The following is an 18,080-nucleotide window of genomic DNA, read 5'->3' on the forward strand; positions in this document are numbered from 1 at the left end:
TCCCACGAATGGAACGTGCCCCATGGTTTCCACTGCGCTTGCCTCCACCCTTGCACGCCGCAACATCCATTACGGATGGATCGTTGTCGGCGCGACTTTCCTGACCATGCTGGTCACCGCCGGCGCCATGGGCGCGCCGGGCGTGCTGATCAAGCCGCTGCAGGACGAGTTCGGCTGGGAAACTTCGCAGATTTCCTCGGCACTTGCGATCCGCCTGGTCCTCTTCGGCCTGATGGGTCCCTTCGCGGCGGCTTTCATGAACTATTTCGGTGTGCGCAAGGTCATCGTCTTCGCGCTTGCGCTGATCGGCGCGGGCTTCGTTGGCTCGCTCTTCATGACATCGCTTTGGCAGCTTCTGCTGCTCTGGGGCATCGTCGTCGGTTTCGGCACGGGCCTGACGGCCATGGTGCTTGCAGCGACCATATCTGCCCGCTGGTTCACGAAGCACCGCGGCCTCGTCGTCGGGATGCTTTCGGCAAGCTCGGCCACCGGTCAGCTCGTTTTCCTGCCGCTGATGGCGGAATTAACGGAACGCTACGGCTGGCGCTCCACGGTCTTCTTCGTCTGCGCCATGATCATGGTTGCCGCACTTGCCGTGCTTGCCTTCATGCGCGACCGGCCCTCCGACTTAAACCTGCCCTCGCTCGGCGAAGCTCATGTCACGCCGCCGCCGGCACGGGGCACGTTGGTCGGCGCGCTGAAGACGCCGATCACGATCCTGAAAGAGATCTCCGGAACTTCGACCTTCTGGATCTTGTTCGCCACCTTCTTTATCTGCGGCCTCAGCACCAACGGCCTGATCCAGACTCATTTCGTCACGCTTTGCGGCGACTTCGGCATCCTGCCTGTCGCGGCGGCCAGCGTTCTAGCCGTAATGGGCATCTTCGATTTCTTCGGCACGATCGGCTCCGGCTGGTTGTCGGACCGCTTCGACAACCGCTGGCTCCTCTTCTGGTATTACGGTCTGCGCGGGCTTTCCTTGCTTTTCCTGCCCTTCAGCGATTTCAGCTTCTACGGTCTTTCGATCTTTGCGGTGTTCTATGGCCTCGACTGGATCGCCACCGTTCCGCCGACCGTAAAGATTGCCGCCGACCGCTTCGGCCGGGAGAAGGCCGGTCTGGTCTTCGGCTGGGTCTTTGCCGGCCATCAGCTGGGCGCGGCAACCGCTGCTTATGGTGCCGGCCTTTCACGGACCGAGCTGTCGAGCTACCTGCCGGCCTTCTTCGTTGCCGGCGCCTTCTGCCTGCTCGCCTCGATCCTCGCCATCACGTTGAAGAAGTCCGGCTTGACCGAGCCGGCACCGGCTACCGCACACTGATTGCAAAAGGCTTTTCCACGGAACATCAAGCCGGAAGCCGTATCAAATCAGCCTGATAAGCCCGCCCGCCGTCTTGCGCGGTCGGGGGTCGCATGTTAGACACCCGGCTCGTCGGTATCCGTTGCCCCATTGGCGGAATTGGTAGACGCGCTCGACTCGAAAATCGAGTTTCGAAAGAAGTGCTGGTTCGACCCCGGCATGGGGCACCACCGACGAAAAACGATCCGATAATTCGTATAGGTCGTCGTCTGGCTCTTCGTCGTCCAGCCGAAGATCGTCATCAGTTCTTCGTCGGCCGCACTGTTCTCAGCGGCGATCCTCGCTCCCGCCTTGCGCAGGCCGGGCGCGGCGCAGCTAAACCGGTCAGGCGACCAACTCGCCCGCCAGAGTAAAAGAATATACGACGGCGCTCGGCGATCACATCGTCGATTGCTTTTGACGTTTACGCAGCCTCCGTTGCGCGCCGGAACATGACCGGCTGCTGGTTCCGATCAATGCGATGGACGCCACGTGCCATCGGGTGTTTCGGAAATCCGTCCTTCGTCAGCCCCAGGCAGACGAGATCGACGGTCTGGTGGCGGGCGCGGCCGCAGAACCAGTCCTGTCCACCTTCCCCATCGTTCAGACCTGCATGGTGCCCGCCGTTGGCGCCCCATGCGGCAAGAGCCGGCGTGTTCTGCAAGCGGGCGATCGTCAAGGCGGTATCGACGAACTGGACGTTCTTTAAGCCGCGCGGATAGTGCGACGACATCATCACGATCGGGCTCGACGAGCGGAAGGCGAAGAGGTTGACGACCAGCAGGCCGCCATAGCCCCACGCCTTACCAAAATGGATCAGCGCGCGGATGGTCGAATCATCGTTGTCGGCATCGGCCGTCGAAGGGTTCAGCATGCAGGTGACGAGCAGCGGCCTGCCCTTCTCCCACACACGCGTCAGCTCGTAGCGAAATCGGCCGCAATCGGAAATGACGGCGGCCTTATTGATGAGACCAATGCTGCCACCGAGTGCGAGCTGCGTCATGCTACCTCTCCTTTCGAGACGTCGACGCAAGACGTTCCGGCCATGCGAACGACGCCGACCATCATTACCGTCTTGTCGTCCCAACCGGGCAGATGAAGGCGGAGATGCGGCCTTCGCCGATGATCTCCACTTCGTCGCGATTGGGATGCTCAAGAACGGCGATGACGAAGCATCCAGTATATCCCTGGCGGAGTTCGCCGGTGCAACTGATGGCGATCTCGTCGTCAACACGGTCAGAGCTGTGAAAAACTTCAACCAGTGCGATTATCCTTGTCGACCTTTTAATTCTGATGATCTAGCGTTCGGGAGATCCCAACCCGCTGCCATCAAAAGATCATGATCAAAAGGCGCCTCTTCGACCTGCTCCTGCTTGTTGTCCTTCCGGTTGTTTCTTATGGCGCGGATTGCCCTTCAGCCAAGAATGCAAAGAACGGTTTCTTGTTGAGGAATTCGGGGGCGATAAGCGAATTCCGGCCAGCGCAAGGACCTGTGGTCGCAATAACCAATTCCTTCGGAAGTTCGGAGAAGCAGACGGTTTATTCGTACCAGGGGCTTTTCGATCTGTCGCGCTCCAGCAGCGATGAGCGTTACGCCATCTATCCACTCGATGGCTTGGACAAGCTTCTGCCCATCAAGAAGGATGGGCATCACGTCATCCCCTTTGTCCCCTTGGATCCTCAACAATCCAGTGACAAGTGGACGCTGGAGCTGACGGTAACCAAACGCGAGACAGTTGCAGTTGGCCGGTGCAAATACGAGGTTTTCAGGATCAGAGAGGAAACCAAAAGGGGCGGCGAGCGGGTTGAGCTCTGGAGCGCTCTTTACTCCCCCGACCTGCACGCGACCCTTGCCAAGATCTACGACGAGGGCACAAGCGAGGAAGCCATCGTCAGTTACGACCACATCCAATCCTTATCGCACTGACGTCGTTTCCGCGGCGGGGTTTGCGAAAAGAACTGCAAGAAGTGCGGGACCACACGTGGCTAGTCCTACTGGATCAGCTGAATCCTGATCTCTTCCTTTGCAGCGAAGGAGCGGCATTCGTCTAGGTCGTCGCCGACGAAGATCACGTCGCCTTCGGAATCGAACAGACCCCAGCAGGCTTCGTCCTCAAGAAATACCTCTCGGACATATCCGAATTCGACGGCTTCAAAAGACCGTTTGAACGCGACATCAACAGCTTCTATTTCTCGCATGGAAATCTCCAATGAGACAGCGACTTCTGTTTTAGTGCCAGCTTATATTGATCTCCGAAACTGACGCCAAACTGGTGTCGCCACGAGAACGCTCCAGTATCGCTGGAGCTCAGCATTTGCCGGTGATACGGAAACTCAAATCAAGTATTTAATTTCACTCACGCTTCGGTCAAAGTGGCGGTCGCCAACGAATATCAAGGGACGGATGTGCATCAGGAAGTAACGCTTATTGCCACAGTCGCCGTCAGCTTCGTCTTTGCGGCGGTGCTGGGATATGTGGCCGACAGGCTGCGGCTGCCGCCGCTGGTCGGCTATCTCGTGGCAGGCATACTCATGGGACCGTTCACGCCGGGCTTCGTCGCCGATACAGGGCTTGCCGGACAGTTGGCGGAGATGGGTGTCATCCTGCTGATGTTCGGCGTCGGGCTGCATTTTTCCGCCGCTGACCTGCTTGCCGTGCGCGGTATCGCCGTGCCGGGCGCGATCATCCGGATCATCATCGCCACACTGCTCGGAATTGGCCTCGCGAAATGGTGGGGCTGGGGGCTCGGCGCCGGGATCGTCTTCGGCCTCAGCCTGTCGGTGGCAAGCACCGTCGTGCTGCTGAAGGTCCTTGAGGAACGCAACCTCCTGAATTCAGCAAGCGGCCGCGTCGCGGTCGGCTGGCTCATCGTCGAAGACTTGGCGATGGTTCTGGCGCTGGTCTTGCTGCCTGCCCTTGCGGAATTGCTCGGCGGCCACGCCGCTAGCGATGCTGCACAGGGCGCTGGGCTGCCGCTTTCGCTGGCGATCGCGCTGACGCTGGTGAAGGTCGGCGCCTTTGCGGTCATGGCGATTTTTGTCGGCCCGAAGATTGTTCCCTGGCTCCTGACGCTCGTCGCCCGAACCGGCTCGCGCGAACTCTTCACATTGACGGTCCTTGCCATCGCCCTCGGCATCGCTTTCGGCTCCGCCGAGATCTTCGGCGTTTCCTTCGCACTCGGCGCTTTCTTCGCGGGCGTCGTGATGAGCGAGTCCAATCTCAGCCACCGCGCCGCTGCCGATTCTCTGCCGCTTCAGAACGCCTTTTCAGTCCTGTTCTTCGTGTCGGTCGGCATGCTGTTCGATCCATCGATCCTGGTGCGCCAGCCGATGGCCGTCATCAGCGCGCTGACGTTGATCATCGTCGGCAAGGCGATCATCTCCTTTCTGATCGTCATCCTGCTTCGATATCCGATCGGAATGGCGCTGACCGTCGCAGGCGGATTGGCGCAAATCGGCGAATTTTCCTTCATTCTTGCCGGTCTCGGCGTTTCCCTCGGATTGCTGCCGACTGACGGGCAGGATGTCATTCTTGCGTCCGCGATCATTTCGATCACGCTCAATCCACTCGTTTGCGCCGGCGCCGAGGCACTGCATACCTATGTGCACGCCCGATGGCCGGTGCTTAGCAATCATTACGGCCGCCGCCGGCATGAGGCGCTCGGGCGCGAGCTTGAAAAGATCAGGGCACTTACCGAAGCGCGGGAGCGCCAGCATCAGCTGGAGATGCAGCAACTGATCGAGACTTTCCCGCTTTTCGCCAAGGTCGATGAGCACTCGCAGGAGGAACTGCTCCTTCTCTTCCGTCCCAAATCCGCGCTGCCGGGCGAACGCGTCATGCGCAAGGGGGACCGCGGGGACGGCATGTATTTTCTCTCGTCCGGAGCCGTGGAAGTCCGTCTTCCCAGCGGCGCCGTCCGTCTCGAACCGGGTGCATTTTTCGGTGAAATGGCTCTGCTGAGCGGCGGACGGCGAACGGCCGATGTCATTGCCATCGATTTCTGCCAATTCCTGGTGCTGGAACGCCGTGACTTCAATATGTTCACCGCCCGCCACCCGGCGCTAAGGGCCGCCGTCAGCGAAATGGCGCGAGAGCGCTCGCAGATGAACGCACTAAACGCGAAGCGCGAAGAGCAGCCGGATCAACGCGAAGTGTCAGCGCAAGGCCAATAGGCATCCGCGGAGAAGTCGTGGGGGATCGGATCGAGCCGGGACAGCGTCTCGGCCGCAAAATCGAGCTGCATCTTCAGATATCTGAGCGCTTCCGGCGCGGGAACACCCGTCGCAAACTCTCTCACATAAGACGAATGATAGCCGCTTTCCCGAAGCCGCCTGACGGCTTCCCTCCGTACATCCTCCCTGCTCGGCCTTCGAGCTGAAGCTACGGTTTCGCGCGCATCGGCCGCTTCGCCGAGCCCGCCCTCAATCACCCTCAATTTCATTCATAGCCACCTGCAAAAACCAATCGGAAACCAGCTTGCAGAAGATTCACCGATTTGCAATCTCCCGAAAACCTGGGAGCACAGCCGCTATACGGATCACGAAAATTTTCGTGGCACGCTGGCATCATTGCCACACTAGGCATTTACAGCGCCAGACTGCCCCCCTAAAGCTTTTGCACCGCAGCACGAAAGGAATGGAATGCTCCGCAGACTTTACGACTGGACCATGTCTCTCGCCGCCCGCAGATCGGCCGAAGTCTGGCTCGCCGTTATCGCCTTCGTCGAAAGCTCCGTCTTTCTCGTCCCGGCCGATGTCCTTTTTCTTCCCATGGCACTCGCCAAGCCCGAGCGATCATATCGATATGCGATCGTTGCCACGGCCGCCTCGGTTCTCGGCGGCATCGCTGGCTGGGCGCTCGGCTTCTATGCCTACGAGACCGTTGCGCGGCCGGTGCTGGAATTCTACGGAAAGCTCGATGCCTTCGAGCAGATGAAATCTTACGTCACTTACGAGACGATCCTGCTTTTGCTGGTGACGTCGGGACTGGCGCACCTGCCGCCGATCAAAATCGTGACGATCCTGTCCGGGGTGATTCACGTCAACATATGGCTTTTCGTCATTTCGGCGATCGTCGCCCGCGGCGCGCGATTCCTATTCCTGGCCTGGCTGCTTCGCCGCTACGGCGAGCCGATTCGCCATTTCATTGAAAAGCGCTTGGGGCATATTGTCAGCATCGGTGCAGTGGTCGCCATCGTGCTTTATATTGTCTATCGCTACCTTGCCCACTGAGCCAAGCTCGCGGAGTTCCGCCATGACTGCCATTGCCTCGCCTCTTTCCCGCCCGGTCGTTGTCTATTCGCTGTTCCTGGCCCTCGCCATGGCGGTGGTCGTCGGAACTGCACTCGGCTTCCAGTATATCGGCGGCTACATTCCCTGTGCGCTCTGCCTGCTGCAGCGCGAGCCCTATTATTACGGCATTCCGATCGCGATCCTCAGCGCGCTCGCATCGTTTTTCGGTCTGCCGAACTGGGTCGCCCGTGCCCTGCTTCTGGCGGCAGGTATGCTGATGGTGGTCGGTGCCGGCATGGGTGTCTATCACGCGGGAGTCGAATGGCATTTCTGGGCAGGGCCGGCGACTTGCTCGACCAGTGCAGGCGCCATGACGCAGAATGCCGGCGACCTGCTGACGGAACTCAACACAATTACCGGCCCGTCCTGCACCGATGCGGCGCTGCGCGTTCTCGGTCTTTCCTTTGCGGGCTGGAATGTGATTGCGAGCCTGATCCTTGCGGCTTTCGCTTTCGTCGGCGTCCGCAAATCGGCATAAGGAAATAGCGGCAATCAGGGCTGCAGTTCGGTATCCCAGTAGAGATAGTCGAGCCAGCTGTCGTGCAGATAGTTCGGCGGAAAGAGCCGGCCGTTGTTGTGCAGGTCCTGCACGGTCGGCTGATACGGCTTCTGCGACGGGAACATGCCTGCCTGCTTCGGCAGCTTGCTGCCCTTTTTGAGATTGCAGGGTGAGCAGGCCGCCACGACATTTTGCCAGGTGGTCTCGCCGCCATGGGCGCGCGGGATGACGTGGTCGAAGGTCAGATCGTCATTCTCGCCGCAATACTGACATTCGAATTTGTCGCGGAGAAATACATTGAACCGGGTGAAGGCCGGGTTCCGCGAAGGCTGAACGTAGGTCTTGAGGCAGACGACACTCGGAAGCCGCATCGAGAAGCTCGGCGAGGAAACCGAATGTTCGTATTCCGCAATGATATTCACACGGTCAAGGAAAACCGCCTTGATCGCGTCCTGCCAGGACCAGAGCGACAAGGGATAATAACTCAAAGGCCGGTAGTCAGCGTTCAGGACGAGCGCCGGCAGGGCCTGGGGGGAGACTGCAATCGTCAAGGTACTCTCCTGAGCGATTCGGCATCTGCATCCTTATATTAGGCCGGTTGTGACAGCCTTGTGAAGCCCAATAAATTCAGTGAATAACGGCAATTCGATGAGCGTTGCCCATCAGCCGACCGGCAGGAGCCCGCGACCCAGTTTCTGAGCATAGTAAGCCCAGAAAAGCCTTGCTGCGACCGATCTCCAGGGAGACCAGACCATGGCAAGCGAGGCGAGCACTTTCGCCTGCGGACGCTGTGCAAGACCAAAGGCAGCAGCGACGGCGTTCTGCAGTGCGACGTCTCCTGATGGGAAGACATCGGCGTGCCCGCCGCAAAACATCAGATAGACTTCCGCGGTCCACGGACCAACGCCCTTCAACGCCGTCAACTCGGCAAGCGCCTCCGCCGGCGGCCTCGAGGAAAGCAGAGCGAGATCAAGGCGGCCGGATATGACTGCTTCGGCGATACCCGACAGTGTCGTCGCCTTGGCACGCGACAGACCGAATTCCCGCCAGGCATCCGGTCGCAGTGCGACATAGCTTTCGGCCGTCAGCACTCCTTCAGCAAGCGACATGCGCCGCCAAATGGCATCGGCGCTTGCGCGCGAAACCATCTGCGAAACGATGATATGGGCAAGGCCCGCAAAACCCGGCTCGTGAAGGCGCAGCGGGATCGGACCCGCCTCCTTCGCAATATCGGCGAGCCGCGGGTCGAGGCGAAACAGATGCTTCAGTCCCTCGCGGATATCGTCTTCGCTTCGAATGATCTGCACGTTGCCTCGCGATGGTTTCGAATTCGTGGCAGAAGAAAGCATGACCACGACTCAGCGTCAAAAGCCCATTTTCCGTTTTGCGCCCAGTCCCAACGGCCCGCTGCATCTCGGCCACGCGCTTTCGGCCTTCCTCAACCAGGATATGGCCGCAGCAATGGACGGACGCCTGCTGCTGCGCATCGAAGACATCGACCAGACACGTTGTACACCCGAATTCGAAGCAGGCATCTATGCCGATCTCGAATGGCTGGGAATAGACTGGGAGAAGCCCGTCCGGCGACAATCCGACCATTTCGCGGAATATCAGACAGCATTGCATGGTCTGATCGAGCGCGGATTGGTCTATCCTTCGTTTCTGACGCGCGGCGAGGTGAAAGCCAGAGTGTCCGCTTCCGAAGCCGGCGGCAACCCCTGGCCGCGCGATCCGGACGGTTCGCCGCACTATCCCTCCGACGATCGCGATCGAAGTGAAGGCGAGTGGCGCAAGATGCTTGCTTCAGGCCTCAAACACGCTTGGCGTCTGGACATGGGGCGGGCACTGCAGGCTGCCGATCGTGTTTTATCCTGGAGCGAGACCGGCGACGGCGAGACCGGGGGGATTGCCGCCGATCCATCGGTGTGGGGGGACGTCGTTCTTTCGCGCTCGGATGCCCCCTCAAGCTATCACCTTTCGGTGGTTGTCGATGATGCGCTGCAGGCCGTCACTCATATCGTGCGCGGGCTCGACCTCTTTCACGCAACATCGGTCCACCGGCTGCTGCAGGTGCTGCTCGACCTGCCTCAGCCGGTCTACCACCATCATCGGCTGGTGACGGATGCAAAGGGACGCAAGCTTTCGAAAAGCGATGGCGATACCGGGCTCGCGGATTTGCGTGGCAAGGGGCTATCGGGGGCCGATATCCGGAATCTTGTCGGTCTTTGAAAGCTTGCTGCCCTGCCCGCCCAAAAAGTTGCGGGCGAATATGGCGCGCACGCGAAATTTCATCAGTGCCGCATTGATTTCCGCGCCAATGATGAAGATCACGCCGACCATGTAGAGGAAGATCAGCACGACCATCACCGATGCCAGGCCCGCGTAGGTCGCTGTGTAATTCGCGAAGGTGGCGAGGTAAAAGGCGAAGATCAGCGCGCCCGCGAGCCAGAGAAGCAGTGTCAGCAAAACCCCAGGGATAACGTCGTAAACCCGCCTGCGGCCGGCAGGCAGCCAGAGGTGAACGACGAGCAGACCGACCGTCAGCACGAAAAGCGTTCCGTAGATTCGCCAGCTGAAAACGATTTCGAGCGTATCGGCAAAGAGCGGAATCCACTGCCGCGCGTAATCGAGAGCGAGCGGCACGGCGACGAGCAGGATGCTGATGGCGGCAAAAATGATCACCGCGATCAGCACGTAACCGAGGCTGGCCAGGCGCGTGAAGTACCAGGGCCTCGTCTCCTGTACGCGATAGGCGCGGTTGAGCGATATGCGCAGCGCCTCGACACCGTTCGAGGCGAAATAGGCGGCCGCCAGCACCGAGACCGTCAGCAGTCCGCCGCGCGGAATTGTCAGCACCTGCAGCACCTGGTCGGCCACGGGTTTGGCGATCGCTTCCGGCCAGGTATCGAAAATAAGATGAACGGCCGTGGAGGAGAACTGGTCGGCTCCGAGGAAGTTTGCGAGCGTCGTGCCGAAGATCAAAAAAGGAAAAACCGCCAGCAGGATCGACAATGCAACATGGCTCGCCATCGCGAAACCGTCATCCTCGATTAGGTGGCAGATCGCGTCGTATGCCACATCATAGAGCGTACGCACTATCTTCGGCATTCCACCCCCGGGCTTCGTCATTGTATCGTCGGTTCGAATATGGGAAACGAGTCCCAATTTGTACAGGAATCATTCCATGGCGGAGCAACGCACCATCATCGTGACCGGATGCTCATCCGGCATCGGTGCCTATTGCGCGCGAGCCCTGAAGATCGACGGCTGGCGTGTGTTTGCAGCGGTCAGAAAACACGCCGACCTCGGACCGCTGCAGGATGAGGGCATCGAAGCCTTCCTGATGGACTATACGCGGTCGGATACGATCACTGATTTCGTTCGCGATGTAGCCGAGGCAAGCGGCGGGCGCATCGACGCAGTTTTCAACAACGGCGCCTACGGCCAACCCGGCGCGGTCGAGGATTTAACGACCGACGTGCTGCGTGCGCAGTTCGAAACGAATTTCTTCGGCTGGCATGAATTGACACGGCAAATACTGCCGCTGATGCGAAGGCGCGGCTCGGGCCGCATCGTACAATGCTCGTCCATTCTCGGCGTCGTCCCCTATCGTTTTCGCGGCGCCTACACCGCTTCGAAGTTTGCGCTGGAGGGGCTGAGCATCACGCTGCGCATGGAACTTCAGGGCAGCGGCATCCACGTGTGCCTGATCGAACCAGGTCCGATTGCCTCGCGCTTTACCGCCAACGCGCTCGCGAAGTTCAATGAACATGTCGACATCCGCAATTCGGTGCACGCGGTAGATTACCGCCGACAGCTCGCGCGTCTTGACGGGACCGGCCCGAAGAATCGACATAAGCTTCAACCAGACGCCGTCTATACTGTGTTGAAACACGCATTGAACTCGAACAATCCGAAGCCACATTATCCTGTAACGACACCGGCAAAACAGGGCATGTTGCTGAAGAGGCTGATTCCGGCGGACCTTTTTTATCGCCTGATGCGCTGGACCGATTAATCAAGAAAGCCGACTTCCATGTCCACGGCCACTTATATTTTCGCGATCATCGTCATGGGCCTCGTCGCGCTCGTGTTGGTCCGCGGCCTCTTCAACATGATGAAGGGCGGCGACGCGAACACTTCCAACAAGCTGATGCAGCTGCGCGTATTGCTGCAGGCGATCGCAGTGATGCTGATCATGCTGACGCTCTGGCTGACAGGCGGTGGCCGCCCTAGTTAACGCCGGGAAGAGAGGGGATAGGCATGGTAACACTCAACAAGATCTACACGAAGACCGGCGACGACGGCACGACTGCGCTCGTTTGCGGACCGCGTCGTCTCAAATACGACCTGCGCGTGGAAGCCTATGGCACGATCGATGAGGTCAACTCCGCAATCGGCGTCGCAAGACTGCACATGCAGGGCATGCCGGTTCTCGAAAGAATGCTGACGCTGATCCAGAACGACCTCTTCGACCTCGGCGCTGACCTTGCGACACCCGACGACGGCAAGCCGCCGGCGCACGAGCCGTTGCGCATCATCGATACGCAGGTGGCGCGGATCGAGAGCGAGATCGATGAACTGAATGCCGATCTGCAACCCTTGAAATCCTTCGTTCTGCCCGGCGGCCATTCGGCAGCTGCCTATCTTCATTTAGCGCGCACAATCGCGCGCCGCGCAGAAAGGCTGATGGTGGAACTCGCCCGCACGGAGGGCGAAATCGTCAGCGGAGCGGCCCTGAAGTATGTTAACCGCCTTTCGGACTTCCTCTTCGTTGCCGCGCGCCACGCCAATGACCGCGGCAACGCGGATGTGCTTTGGGTTCCTGGAAAAAACAGATAGGCTTCTCGCGGTCACGATAGCCAGGGGCAGGCTTTATGTTCATACCGCTGCACGATGCCAATACGCTGAAACACATCAAGGTCCAGTGGGTGACGCTGGGCTTGATCGGCATGAACATCGCCGTCTGGCTTTTCACCGGCTTCTTCGCTCCGGAACAGACGGCTCAGGCGACATCAGTCGGCCTGGGCTACATACCGGCGGTCTCCTTTGACTATGCAACACTTGCACCCGGCCTCGCGATTGTTCCGGAGCCACTGACCTACATCACCCATGCCTTTGTGCATGCCGGCTTCTGGCACCTCGTTTCCAACATGATCTTCCTCTGGGTCTTCGGCGATAATGTCGAGGATGCCATGGGGCATCTCCCCTTCCTGATCTTTTATCTCGTTTGCGCCGCCTTCGGCGCGCTTTGCCATGGCCTGCTCGTGTCGGAATCGCAGGCGCCGCTGGTCGGCGCCTCAGGTGCGATCTCAGGCGTGGTTGCTGCCTATGTCATCCTTCACCCGCGCGTGAAAATCTGGGTGCTGGTCTTCTTCCGCGTTCCGTTGCCGCTTCCTGCCTTCGTGCCGCTGCTGCTTTGGATCGGCCAGCAGTTCTTCATGCTGCTTGTCGATCCCGACGGAAATGTTTCCTGGGGCGCCCATGCCGGCGGCATCGTCGCCGGCGCCGTTCTAGTCTTCTTCATGCGCCGCAAGGGTGTGCCGCTGTTCGATCGCGAGATCGTCACGCCCCGCGCCGTTTTCAGCACGCCGGCTGTGAGGCGGGCGGTCGTCGCCGCTGACGACGGGGCGCCTGGACACTGAAAAGAAATATCGCGCCGCCTCGAATATTGACGTGAACGTAAACGTCATATATTTGCAGACGCAAATTGTCTGTCTGCGCCGGCAAGCGTTGTATTTGGAGGAAAAACGCGTATCCATGTCGCCATTCGACAATCGGAGCGACGCCGAAGCGCGCATTTTCTTGGCGAAAGAGTTGAAGGAAGGACCCCATGAAAATTCTCGTCCCCGTGAAGCGGGTGGTTGATTACAATGTGAAGATCCGCGTCAAGCCGGATGGCACGGGCGTCGAGCTTGCCAACGTCAAGATGTCGATGAACCCGTTCGACGAGATCTCGGTGGAAGAGGCGCTGCGGCTGAAGGAAGCCGGCAAGTGCGAGGAAGTGGTCGTCGTGTCGATCGGTCCGGCCAAGGCCGAAGAAACGCTGCGCACCGCGCTCGCCATGGGCGCTGACCGGGCGATCCTGGTCGAGACCGACGAGATGCTCGAGCCGCTTGCCGTGGCCAAGATCCTCAAGGGCGTGGCAGACGCCGAACAGCCGGGCCTGATCATCGTCGGCAAGCAGGCGATCGACGACGACAGCAATCAGACCGGCCAGATGCTCGCCGCCCTTCTCGGAACTGCCCAGGCAACCTTCGCCTCGAAGATCGAGATTACCGACGGCAAAGCGACCGGTCACCCGCGAAGTCGATGGCGGCCTGCAGACGATCGACATCAAGCTGCCGGCCGTCGTTACCACCGACCTGCGCTTGAACGAGCCACGCTATGCCTCTTTGCCGAACATCATGAAGGCGAAGAAGAAGCCGCTCGACAGACGAACGCCTGCCGACTTCGGCGTTTCCACCACCCCGCGGCTGAAGGTGCTGAAAACCGAAGAGCCAGGTGGCCGCAAGGCAGGCGTCAAGGTCAAGTCGGTCGCCGAGCTCGTCGAGAAGCTCAAGACCGAAGCTGGCGTCCTCTAAGGCGAGAAAGGAAATACGACCATGGCCATTCTGCTTCTGGCTGACCACGACAATGCAAGCCTTTCCGACCAGACCGCCAAGGCGCTGACCGCTGCCAGCCAGATCGGCGGCGATGTCACCATCCTGGTTGCCGGCAAGGGTGCCAAGGCTGCCGCCGATGCCGCTGCCAAGCTTTCCGGCGTCTCCAAGGTGCTGCTGGCCGAAAGCGACACGCTCGCCAACAATCTGGCCGAGCCGCTGGCCGACCTGATCGTCTCGCTCGCCGGCAGCTACGACACGATCATTGCGGCGGCGACCTCGACCGGCAAGAACGTCGCTCCGCGCGTCGCAGCCCTGCTCGATGTCGCGCAGATCTCGGAAATCATTGAAGTCGTCGCGCCCGACACCTTCAAGCGGCCGATCTATGCCGGCAACGCCATCCAGACCGTTCAGGCGACCGATGCCAGAGACAAGTCATCACCGTGCGGACAGCGTCGTTCGCGGCTGCCGAGACCAGCGGTTCGGCTCCGGTCGAGGCAATCCCGGCCGTTTCCGATCCGGGTCTTTCGACCTTCGTCAAGGACGCGCTGTCGGCTTCCGACCGCCCGGAGCTGACGTCGGCAAGGATCATCATCTCCGGCGGCCGCGCACTCGGCTCGGCCGAGAAGTTCAGGGAAGTCATCCTGCCGCTCGCCGACAAGCTGGGAGCCGCCGTCGGTGCAAGCCGTGCGGCCGTCGATGCAGGCTACGCTCCGAACGACTGGCAGGTCGGCCAGACCGGCAAGGTCGTCGCCCCTGAACTCTACATCGCCTGCGGCATTTCCGGTGCCATCCAGCACCTTGCCGGCATGAAGGACTCGAAGGTCATCGTCGCCATCAACAAGGACGAGGAGGCCCCGATCTTCCAGGTCGCCGACTACGGCCTCGTCGCCGATCTCTTCGAGGCCCTGCCGGAACTGCAGAAAGCTCTTTAAACGGGCAGAATGCCAGCTTTTCGCACTTGCGAATGACTGGAAAATTATCTCTTATGGGGCTACTACTGCTGCCGGGCGATCATTTTGCCCGGCAGTTTCATTAGCAGAAAAATACGGGCGGAGCGGGCGGCTGCCACGGGGGTTTGGAGATGAGTGCGGTGTTGAAAACGATCGGTATTGTCGGCGCGGGCCAGATGGGCTGCGGCATCGCCCATGTTTCAGCAGCTGCGGGCTATAAGGTCCAGCTCTACGACCTGACGCAGGAGCGCATCGAATCCGGTCTCGCGACCATCAATGGCAACCTTGCCCGGCAGGTAACGAGCGGCAAGATGACGGATGAGGAGCGCAAAGCAACCCTTTCCCGCATCTCCGGCTCCGCCAACCTCAATGACCTTGCTCCCTCCGACCTCGTGATCGAGGCGGCAACCGAAGAGGAAGCGGTAAAACGCAAGATCTATGCGCAGGTCTGTCCAGTGCTGAAGCCGGGCGCGCTGCTTGCGACGAACACGTCCTCGCTCTCCATTACCCGCCTGGCATCGGCAACGGACCGGCCTGAGCACTTCATGGGCATTCATTTCATGAACCCCGTCCCGGTTATGAAACTGGTGGAACTGGTGCGCGGCATCGCAACGGACGAGATTACGTTTTCGACCGCAAAGGAATTCGTCGCCTCGCTGGAAAAGACTGTCACGGTCGCTGAGGATTTTCCGGCCTTCATCGTCAACCGCATCCTGCTGCCGATGATCAATGAGGCGATCTACACGCTCTACGAAGGCGTCGGCACTGTCGATGCCATCGACACGGCGATGAAGCTCGGCGCCAACCACCCGATGGGCCCGCTTCAGCTTGCCGATTTCATCGGCCTCGACACCTGCCTCTCGATCATGCAGGTGCTGCACGACGGCCTAGCCAATTCCAAGTACCGCCCCTGCCCGCTGCTGGTAAAGTATGTGGAAGCCGGCTGGCTTGGCCGCAAGTCCGGCCGCGGCTTCTACGATTATCGCGGCGACACGCCCGTCCCGACGCGGTAGCGCTAAGACCCTGTTGCACCCTGAATCAGCGCCTTCGCATCGCCGCTATCCCATGCGGCAGGGCCGTTCATCGCCGAAACCAGGCACCCTTTGTCGTCGATGAGCAACGTCACTGGCAGGCCGAAAGCAACCCCCTCTTTCTTCAGGCTGTTGAAGACGCCGATCGTATTGTCGCGATAGAACTGCAGGGAATCGACGCCGGTTTCGCTTAGGAAAGCCTTCGGTTTCTCGTCATCTCCAGTGTCGATATTGACCGCGACGACCTGGAATTTGTCACTGCCCATCTCCTTCTCCAGCGCGTTCAGCGCCGGCATTTCCTCGCGGCAGGGCACGCACCATGTGGCCCAGAGATTGAGCAGCACGATCTTGCCCGCGAAATTGTCGAGCGTCACCGGTTTGCCGTCCGGACCGTTGAAGGCGACGGACGTGAGCTTTCGTGGCGCGTTGACAGCAACCATCGCGGCCACCTCGCCTTTGGCGAGCGGCGTAATCTTTTGGACGAGATCCTTGGTCGCGGAGCATTCGGCAGAGGCCGTTTCACCGCCGGCATTGCCATACCCGGCCTCCTTAATGTAAACCGCTGCCGCACCGGCAATTACGCCTGCGACGGCGGCTACCGCGATCAATTTCAAGGATGGCAGCCCGAACAGCTTTCTTGTCGTCATTTCATTCTCCAGGGCATGCACCCTTAAGACAGGCATCTTTCATGGCCGATGGCACAAAGGACACCAAATCCTCCAACCAGATGTGGGGCGGACGTTTCGCATCCGGCCCCGACGCGATCATGGAGGAGATAAATGCCTCGATCGGTTTCGACAAGAAGCTCTTTGCCCAGGATATCCGTGGATCGATCGCCCACGCGACGATGCTTGCCCATCAGGGCATCATTTCCGTGGATGATAAGGACAAGATCGTTCACGGACTAAGCACGATCCTGTCAGAAATCGAAAGCGGCAATTTCGAATTCTCCCGCCAGCTCGAAGATATTCACATGAATATCGAAGCCCGCCTTGCCGCGCTGATCGGCCAGGCCGCCGGCCGCCTGCACACCGCCCGTTCACGCAATGACCAGGTAGCGCTCGACTTCCGTCTCTGGGTGAAGGAAGAGCTGCAGAAGACTGAAGCGATGCTGACGAACCTCATCGCAGCCTTCCTCGACCGCGCTGAAGAACATGCCGAAAGCGTCATGCCGGGCTTTACGCACCTGCAGACCGCTCAGCCCGTCACCTTCGGTCACCATTGCATGGCCTATGTCGAAATGTTCGGCCGCGACCGTTCGCGCGTACGCCACGCCATCGAGCATCTGGACGAAAGCCCCATTGGCGCTGCAGCGCTGGCCGGGACCGGCTACCCGATCGACCGCCACATGACGGCAAAGGCGCTCGGCTTCCGGGAACCGACGCGCAACTCGATCGATACCGTCTCCGACCGCGACTTCGCCATCGAGTTCCTGTCGATCGCCGCGATCTGCGGCATGCATCTGTCACGCTTGGCCGAAGAGATCGTCATCTGGTCGACGCCGCAATTTGGATTCGTGCGGCTTTCCGATGCATTTTCGACCGGCTCCTCGATCATGCCGCAGAAGAAGAACCCCGACGCCGCCGAACTGGTGCGTGCCAAGACCGGCCGCATCAACGGCTCGCTGATTGCGCTGCTGACGATCATGAAGGGCCTGCCGCTCGCCTATTCCAAGGACATGCAGGAAGACAAGGAACAGGTGTTCGACGCGGCCGAGAGCCTGGAACTTGCGATCGCCGCCATGACCGGCATGGTCCGCGACATGACGGTCAATACGCAGCGCATGAAAGCCGCAGCCGGTTCCGGCTATTCGACGGCCACCGATCTCGCCGACTGGCTGGTGCGCGAGGCGGGACTTCCGTTCCGCGACGCACATCATGTGACCGGCCGTGCCGTGGCGCTTGCCGAAAGCAAGGGCTGCGACCTCGCCGAACTGCCGCTTGCCGATCTCCAGTCCATCAACCCGGCAATCACCGGCAAGGTCTATGACGTCTTGACTGTCGAGGCTTCGGTTGCAAGTCGCAAGAGCTTCGGCGGCACGGCACCCTCCGAGGTGAGGAAGCAGATCGCCTTTTGGCGGGCTCGCAACTGAGAAAACAATCAGGGTGCACAAGGCGGATAAACTTCGCTATGAAGATGTCCACCAGCGCCGCTCCAAGAGGAATCCCATGCAGACCAGCTTGCCGCACCTCATCCGCCTGACGGTTGTCTTTGCCGTCATCGGCCTTGCCGTTGTCGGATGTGGACGCAAGGGCGATCTCGATCCGCCGAGCGCGATGGCAACGAAGGAAGGCGACGCATCGAAGCCGACGAAACAGCCGGGCGCCGTCGACAGGCCATTCCTTCTCGATCCTTTGCTTTGATAGG

20 protein-coding genes, 1 tRNA gene and 2 pseudogenes are annotated in these 18,080 nt (G+C 60.0%); 16 read left to right on the plus strand and 7 right to left on the minus strand.

What is annotated here, in order from left to right:
- The first annotated feature begins 22 nt into the window (after nucleotides 1–22).
- Nucleotides 23–1,318, plus strand: a complete 1,296-nt coding sequence (locus tag ACW4PC_RS12090) for an MFS transporter (protein ID WP_194728316.1) — start codon at nucleotides 23–25, stop codon at nucleotides 1,316–1,318.
- A gap of 123 nt (nucleotides 1,319–1,441) precedes the next feature.
- Nucleotides 1,442–1,527, plus strand: a tRNA-Ser gene (locus ACW4PC_RS12095).
- A gap of 233 nt (nucleotides 1,528–1,760) precedes the next feature.
- Here the strand turns inward: ACW4PC_RS12095 and ACW4PC_RS12100 are convergent.
- A complete protein-coding gene (locus ACW4PC_RS12100) occupies nucleotides 1,761–2,339 on the minus strand; it encodes a DUF1643 domain-containing protein (protein ID WP_455873977.1) in 579 nt (192 codons plus the stop codon).
- 336 nt (nucleotides 2,340–2,675) lie between these two features.
- Here ACW4PC_RS12100 and ACW4PC_RS12105 point away from each other — a divergent pair, with 336 nt between their 5' ends.
- Complete coding sequence (locus ACW4PC_RS12105) at nucleotides 2,676–3,263, plus strand: hypothetical protein (protein WP_455873978.1); 588 nt, start codon at nucleotides 2,676–2,678, stop codon at nucleotides 3,261–3,263.
- Between the two features lie 65 nt (nucleotides 3,264–3,328).
- Here the strand turns inward: ACW4PC_RS12105 and ACW4PC_RS12110 are convergent, their stop codons facing one another.
- Nucleotides 3,329–3,535 carry a hypothetical protein gene (locus tag ACW4PC_RS12110; RefSeq protein WP_074069825.1) on the minus strand — a complete coding sequence of 69 codons (207 nt, stop codon included), beginning with the start codon at nucleotides 3,533–3,535 and terminating at the stop codon, nucleotides 3,329–3,331.
- 207 nt (nucleotides 3,536–3,742) lie between these two features.
- On the opposite strand from ACW4PC_RS12110, the gene ACW4PC_RS12115 reads away from it, so the two are divergent.
- Nucleotides 3,743–5,509 (plus strand): cation:proton antiporter domain-containing protein, encoded by a 1,767-nt coding sequence (locus tag ACW4PC_RS12115; protein WP_455874994.1) that lies wholly within the window; start codon nucleotides 3,743–3,745, stop codon nucleotides 5,507–5,509.
- Here ACW4PC_RS12115 and ACW4PC_RS12120 read toward each other — a convergent pair.
- A complete protein-coding gene (locus ACW4PC_RS12120) occupies nucleotides 5,479–5,778 on the minus strand; it encodes a hypothetical protein (protein ID WP_455873979.1) in 300 nt (99 codons plus the stop codon). The genes ACW4PC_RS12115 and ACW4PC_RS12120 overlap by 31 nt on opposite strands.
- Before the next feature lie 199 nt (nucleotides 5,779–5,977).
- On the opposite strand from ACW4PC_RS12120, the gene ACW4PC_RS12125 reads away from it, so the two are divergent.
- Complete coding sequence (locus ACW4PC_RS12125) at nucleotides 5,978–6,568, plus strand: YqaA family protein (RefSeq protein ID WP_074069827.1); 591 nt, start codon at nucleotides 5,978–5,980, stop codon at nucleotides 6,566–6,568.
- 22 nt (nucleotides 6,569–6,590) lie between these two features.
- Nucleotides 6,591–7,106: a disulfide bond formation protein B gene (locus ACW4PC_RS12130; protein ID WP_455873980.1), complete on the plus strand. Its 516-nt coding sequence runs from the start codon at nucleotides 6,591–6,593 to the stop codon at nucleotides 7,104–7,106.
- A 14-nt stretch (nucleotides 7,107–7,120) separates the two neighbouring features.
- Here ACW4PC_RS12130 and ACW4PC_RS12135 read toward each other — a convergent pair whose 3' ends face one another.
- Together ACW4PC_RS12135 and ACW4PC_RS12140 are read right to left on the minus strand one after the other, a co-directional pair.
- Nucleotides 7,121–7,678, minus strand: coding sequence for an HNH endonuclease (locus tag ACW4PC_RS12135; RefSeq protein WP_022718785.1), 558 nt, complete (start codon nucleotides 7,676–7,678; stop codon nucleotides 7,121–7,123).
- 111 nt (nucleotides 7,679–7,789) lie between these two features.
- The gene (locus ACW4PC_RS12140) at nucleotides 7,790–8,476 is read right to left on the minus strand and encodes a DNA-3-methyladenine glycosylase family protein (RefSeq protein WP_455873981.1); all 687 of its coding nucleotides are present in this window, start codon (nucleotides 8,474–8,476) and stop codon (nucleotides 7,790–7,792) included.
- Between ACW4PC_RS12140 and gluQRS the strand changes: the two genes are divergently transcribed.
- Nucleotides 8,475–9,356 (plus strand): tRNA glutamyl-Q(34) synthetase GluQRS, encoded by an 882-nt coding sequence (gene gluQRS / locus ACW4PC_RS12145; RefSeq protein ID WP_455873982.1) that lies wholly within the window; start codon nucleotides 8,475–8,477, stop codon nucleotides 9,354–9,356. The two genes, ACW4PC_RS12140 and gluQRS, sit on opposite strands and share 2 nt — an antisense overlap.
- Here the strand turns inward: gluQRS and ACW4PC_RS12150 are convergent.
- Nucleotides 9,318–10,235, minus strand: coding sequence for a YihY/virulence factor BrkB family protein (locus tag ACW4PC_RS12150; protein ID WP_455873983.1), 918 nt, complete (start codon nucleotides 10,233–10,235; stop codon nucleotides 9,318–9,320). The two genes, gluQRS and ACW4PC_RS12150, sit on opposite strands and share 39 nt — an antisense overlap.
- Before the next feature lie 76 nt (nucleotides 10,236–10,311).
- Here ACW4PC_RS12150 and ACW4PC_RS12155 point away from each other — a divergent pair, with 76 nt between their 5' ends.
- The 7 genes and pseudogenes from ACW4PC_RS12155 to ACW4PC_RS12185 all read left to right on the plus strand — a co-directional run bounded on the left by ACW4PC_RS12155 (nucleotide 10,312) and on the right by ACW4PC_RS12185 (nucleotide 15,695).
- Nucleotides 10,312–11,145 carry an SDR family oxidoreductase gene (locus tag ACW4PC_RS12155; RefSeq protein ID WP_455873984.1) on the plus strand — a complete coding sequence of 278 codons (834 nt, stop codon included), beginning with the start codon at nucleotides 10,312–10,314 and terminating at the stop codon, nucleotides 11,143–11,145.
- A gap of 18 nt (nucleotides 11,146–11,163) precedes the next feature.
- On the plus strand, nucleotides 11,164–11,367 hold the full coding sequence (locus ACW4PC_RS12160) for a twin transmembrane helix small protein (protein WP_455873985.1): 204 nt from the start codon (nucleotides 11,164–11,166) through the stop codon (nucleotides 11,365–11,367).
- Between the two features lie 23 nt (nucleotides 11,368–11,390).
- On the plus strand, nucleotides 11,391–11,969 hold the full coding sequence (locus ACW4PC_RS12165; protein ID WP_183930785.1) for a cob(I)yrinic acid a,c-diamide adenosyltransferase: 579 nt from the start codon (nucleotides 11,391–11,393) through the stop codon (nucleotides 11,967–11,969).
- A gap of 35 nt (nucleotides 11,970–12,004) precedes the next feature.
- Nucleotides 12,005–12,772 carry a rhomboid family intramembrane serine protease gene (locus ACW4PC_RS12170; RefSeq protein WP_455873986.1) on the plus strand — a complete coding sequence of 256 codons (768 nt, stop codon included), beginning with the start codon at nucleotides 12,005–12,007 and terminating at the stop codon, nucleotides 12,770–12,772.
- 188 nt (nucleotides 12,773–12,960) lie between these two features.
- Nucleotides 12,961–13,711 (plus strand): annotated as a pseudogene (locus tag ACW4PC_RS12175) (electron transfer flavoprotein subunit beta/FixA family protein).
- Nucleotides 13,712–13,732: 21 nt separating this feature from the next.
- Nucleotides 13,733–14,664, plus strand: a pseudogene (locus ACW4PC_RS12180) (electron transfer flavoprotein subunit alpha/FixB family protein).
- 149 nt (nucleotides 14,665–14,813) lie between these two features.
- Nucleotides 14,814–15,695: a 3-hydroxybutyryl-CoA dehydrogenase gene (locus ACW4PC_RS12185; RefSeq protein WP_455873987.1), complete on the plus strand. Its 882-nt coding sequence runs from the start codon at nucleotides 14,814–14,816 to the stop codon at nucleotides 15,693–15,695.
- 2 nt (nucleotides 15,696–15,697) lie between these two features.
- Here the strand turns inward: ACW4PC_RS12185 and tlpA are convergent, their stop codons facing one another.
- Nucleotides 15,698–16,360, minus strand: coding sequence for a thiol:disulfide interchange protein TlpA (gene tlpA / locus ACW4PC_RS12190; protein ID WP_455873988.1), 663 nt, complete (start codon nucleotides 16,358–16,360; stop codon nucleotides 15,698–15,700).
- Nucleotides 16,361–16,401: 41 nt separating this feature from the next.
- On the opposite strand from tlpA, the gene argH reads away from it, so the two are divergent.
- Nucleotides 16,402–17,805, plus strand: a complete 1,404-nt coding sequence (gene argH / locus ACW4PC_RS12195) for an argininosuccinate lyase (RefSeq protein WP_074069841.1) — start codon at nucleotides 16,402–16,404, stop codon at nucleotides 17,803–17,805.
- Between the two features lie 76 nt (nucleotides 17,806–17,881).
- Complete coding sequence (lptM, locus tag ACW4PC_RS12200) at nucleotides 17,882–18,076, plus strand: LPS translocon maturation chaperone LptM (RefSeq protein ID WP_455873989.1); 195 nt, start codon at nucleotides 17,882–17,884, stop codon at nucleotides 18,074–18,076.
- Nucleotides 18,077–18,080 lie beyond the last annotated feature (4 nt).

The sequence above is a fragment of the Rhizobium yanglingense genome (genome assembly GCF_977109285.1).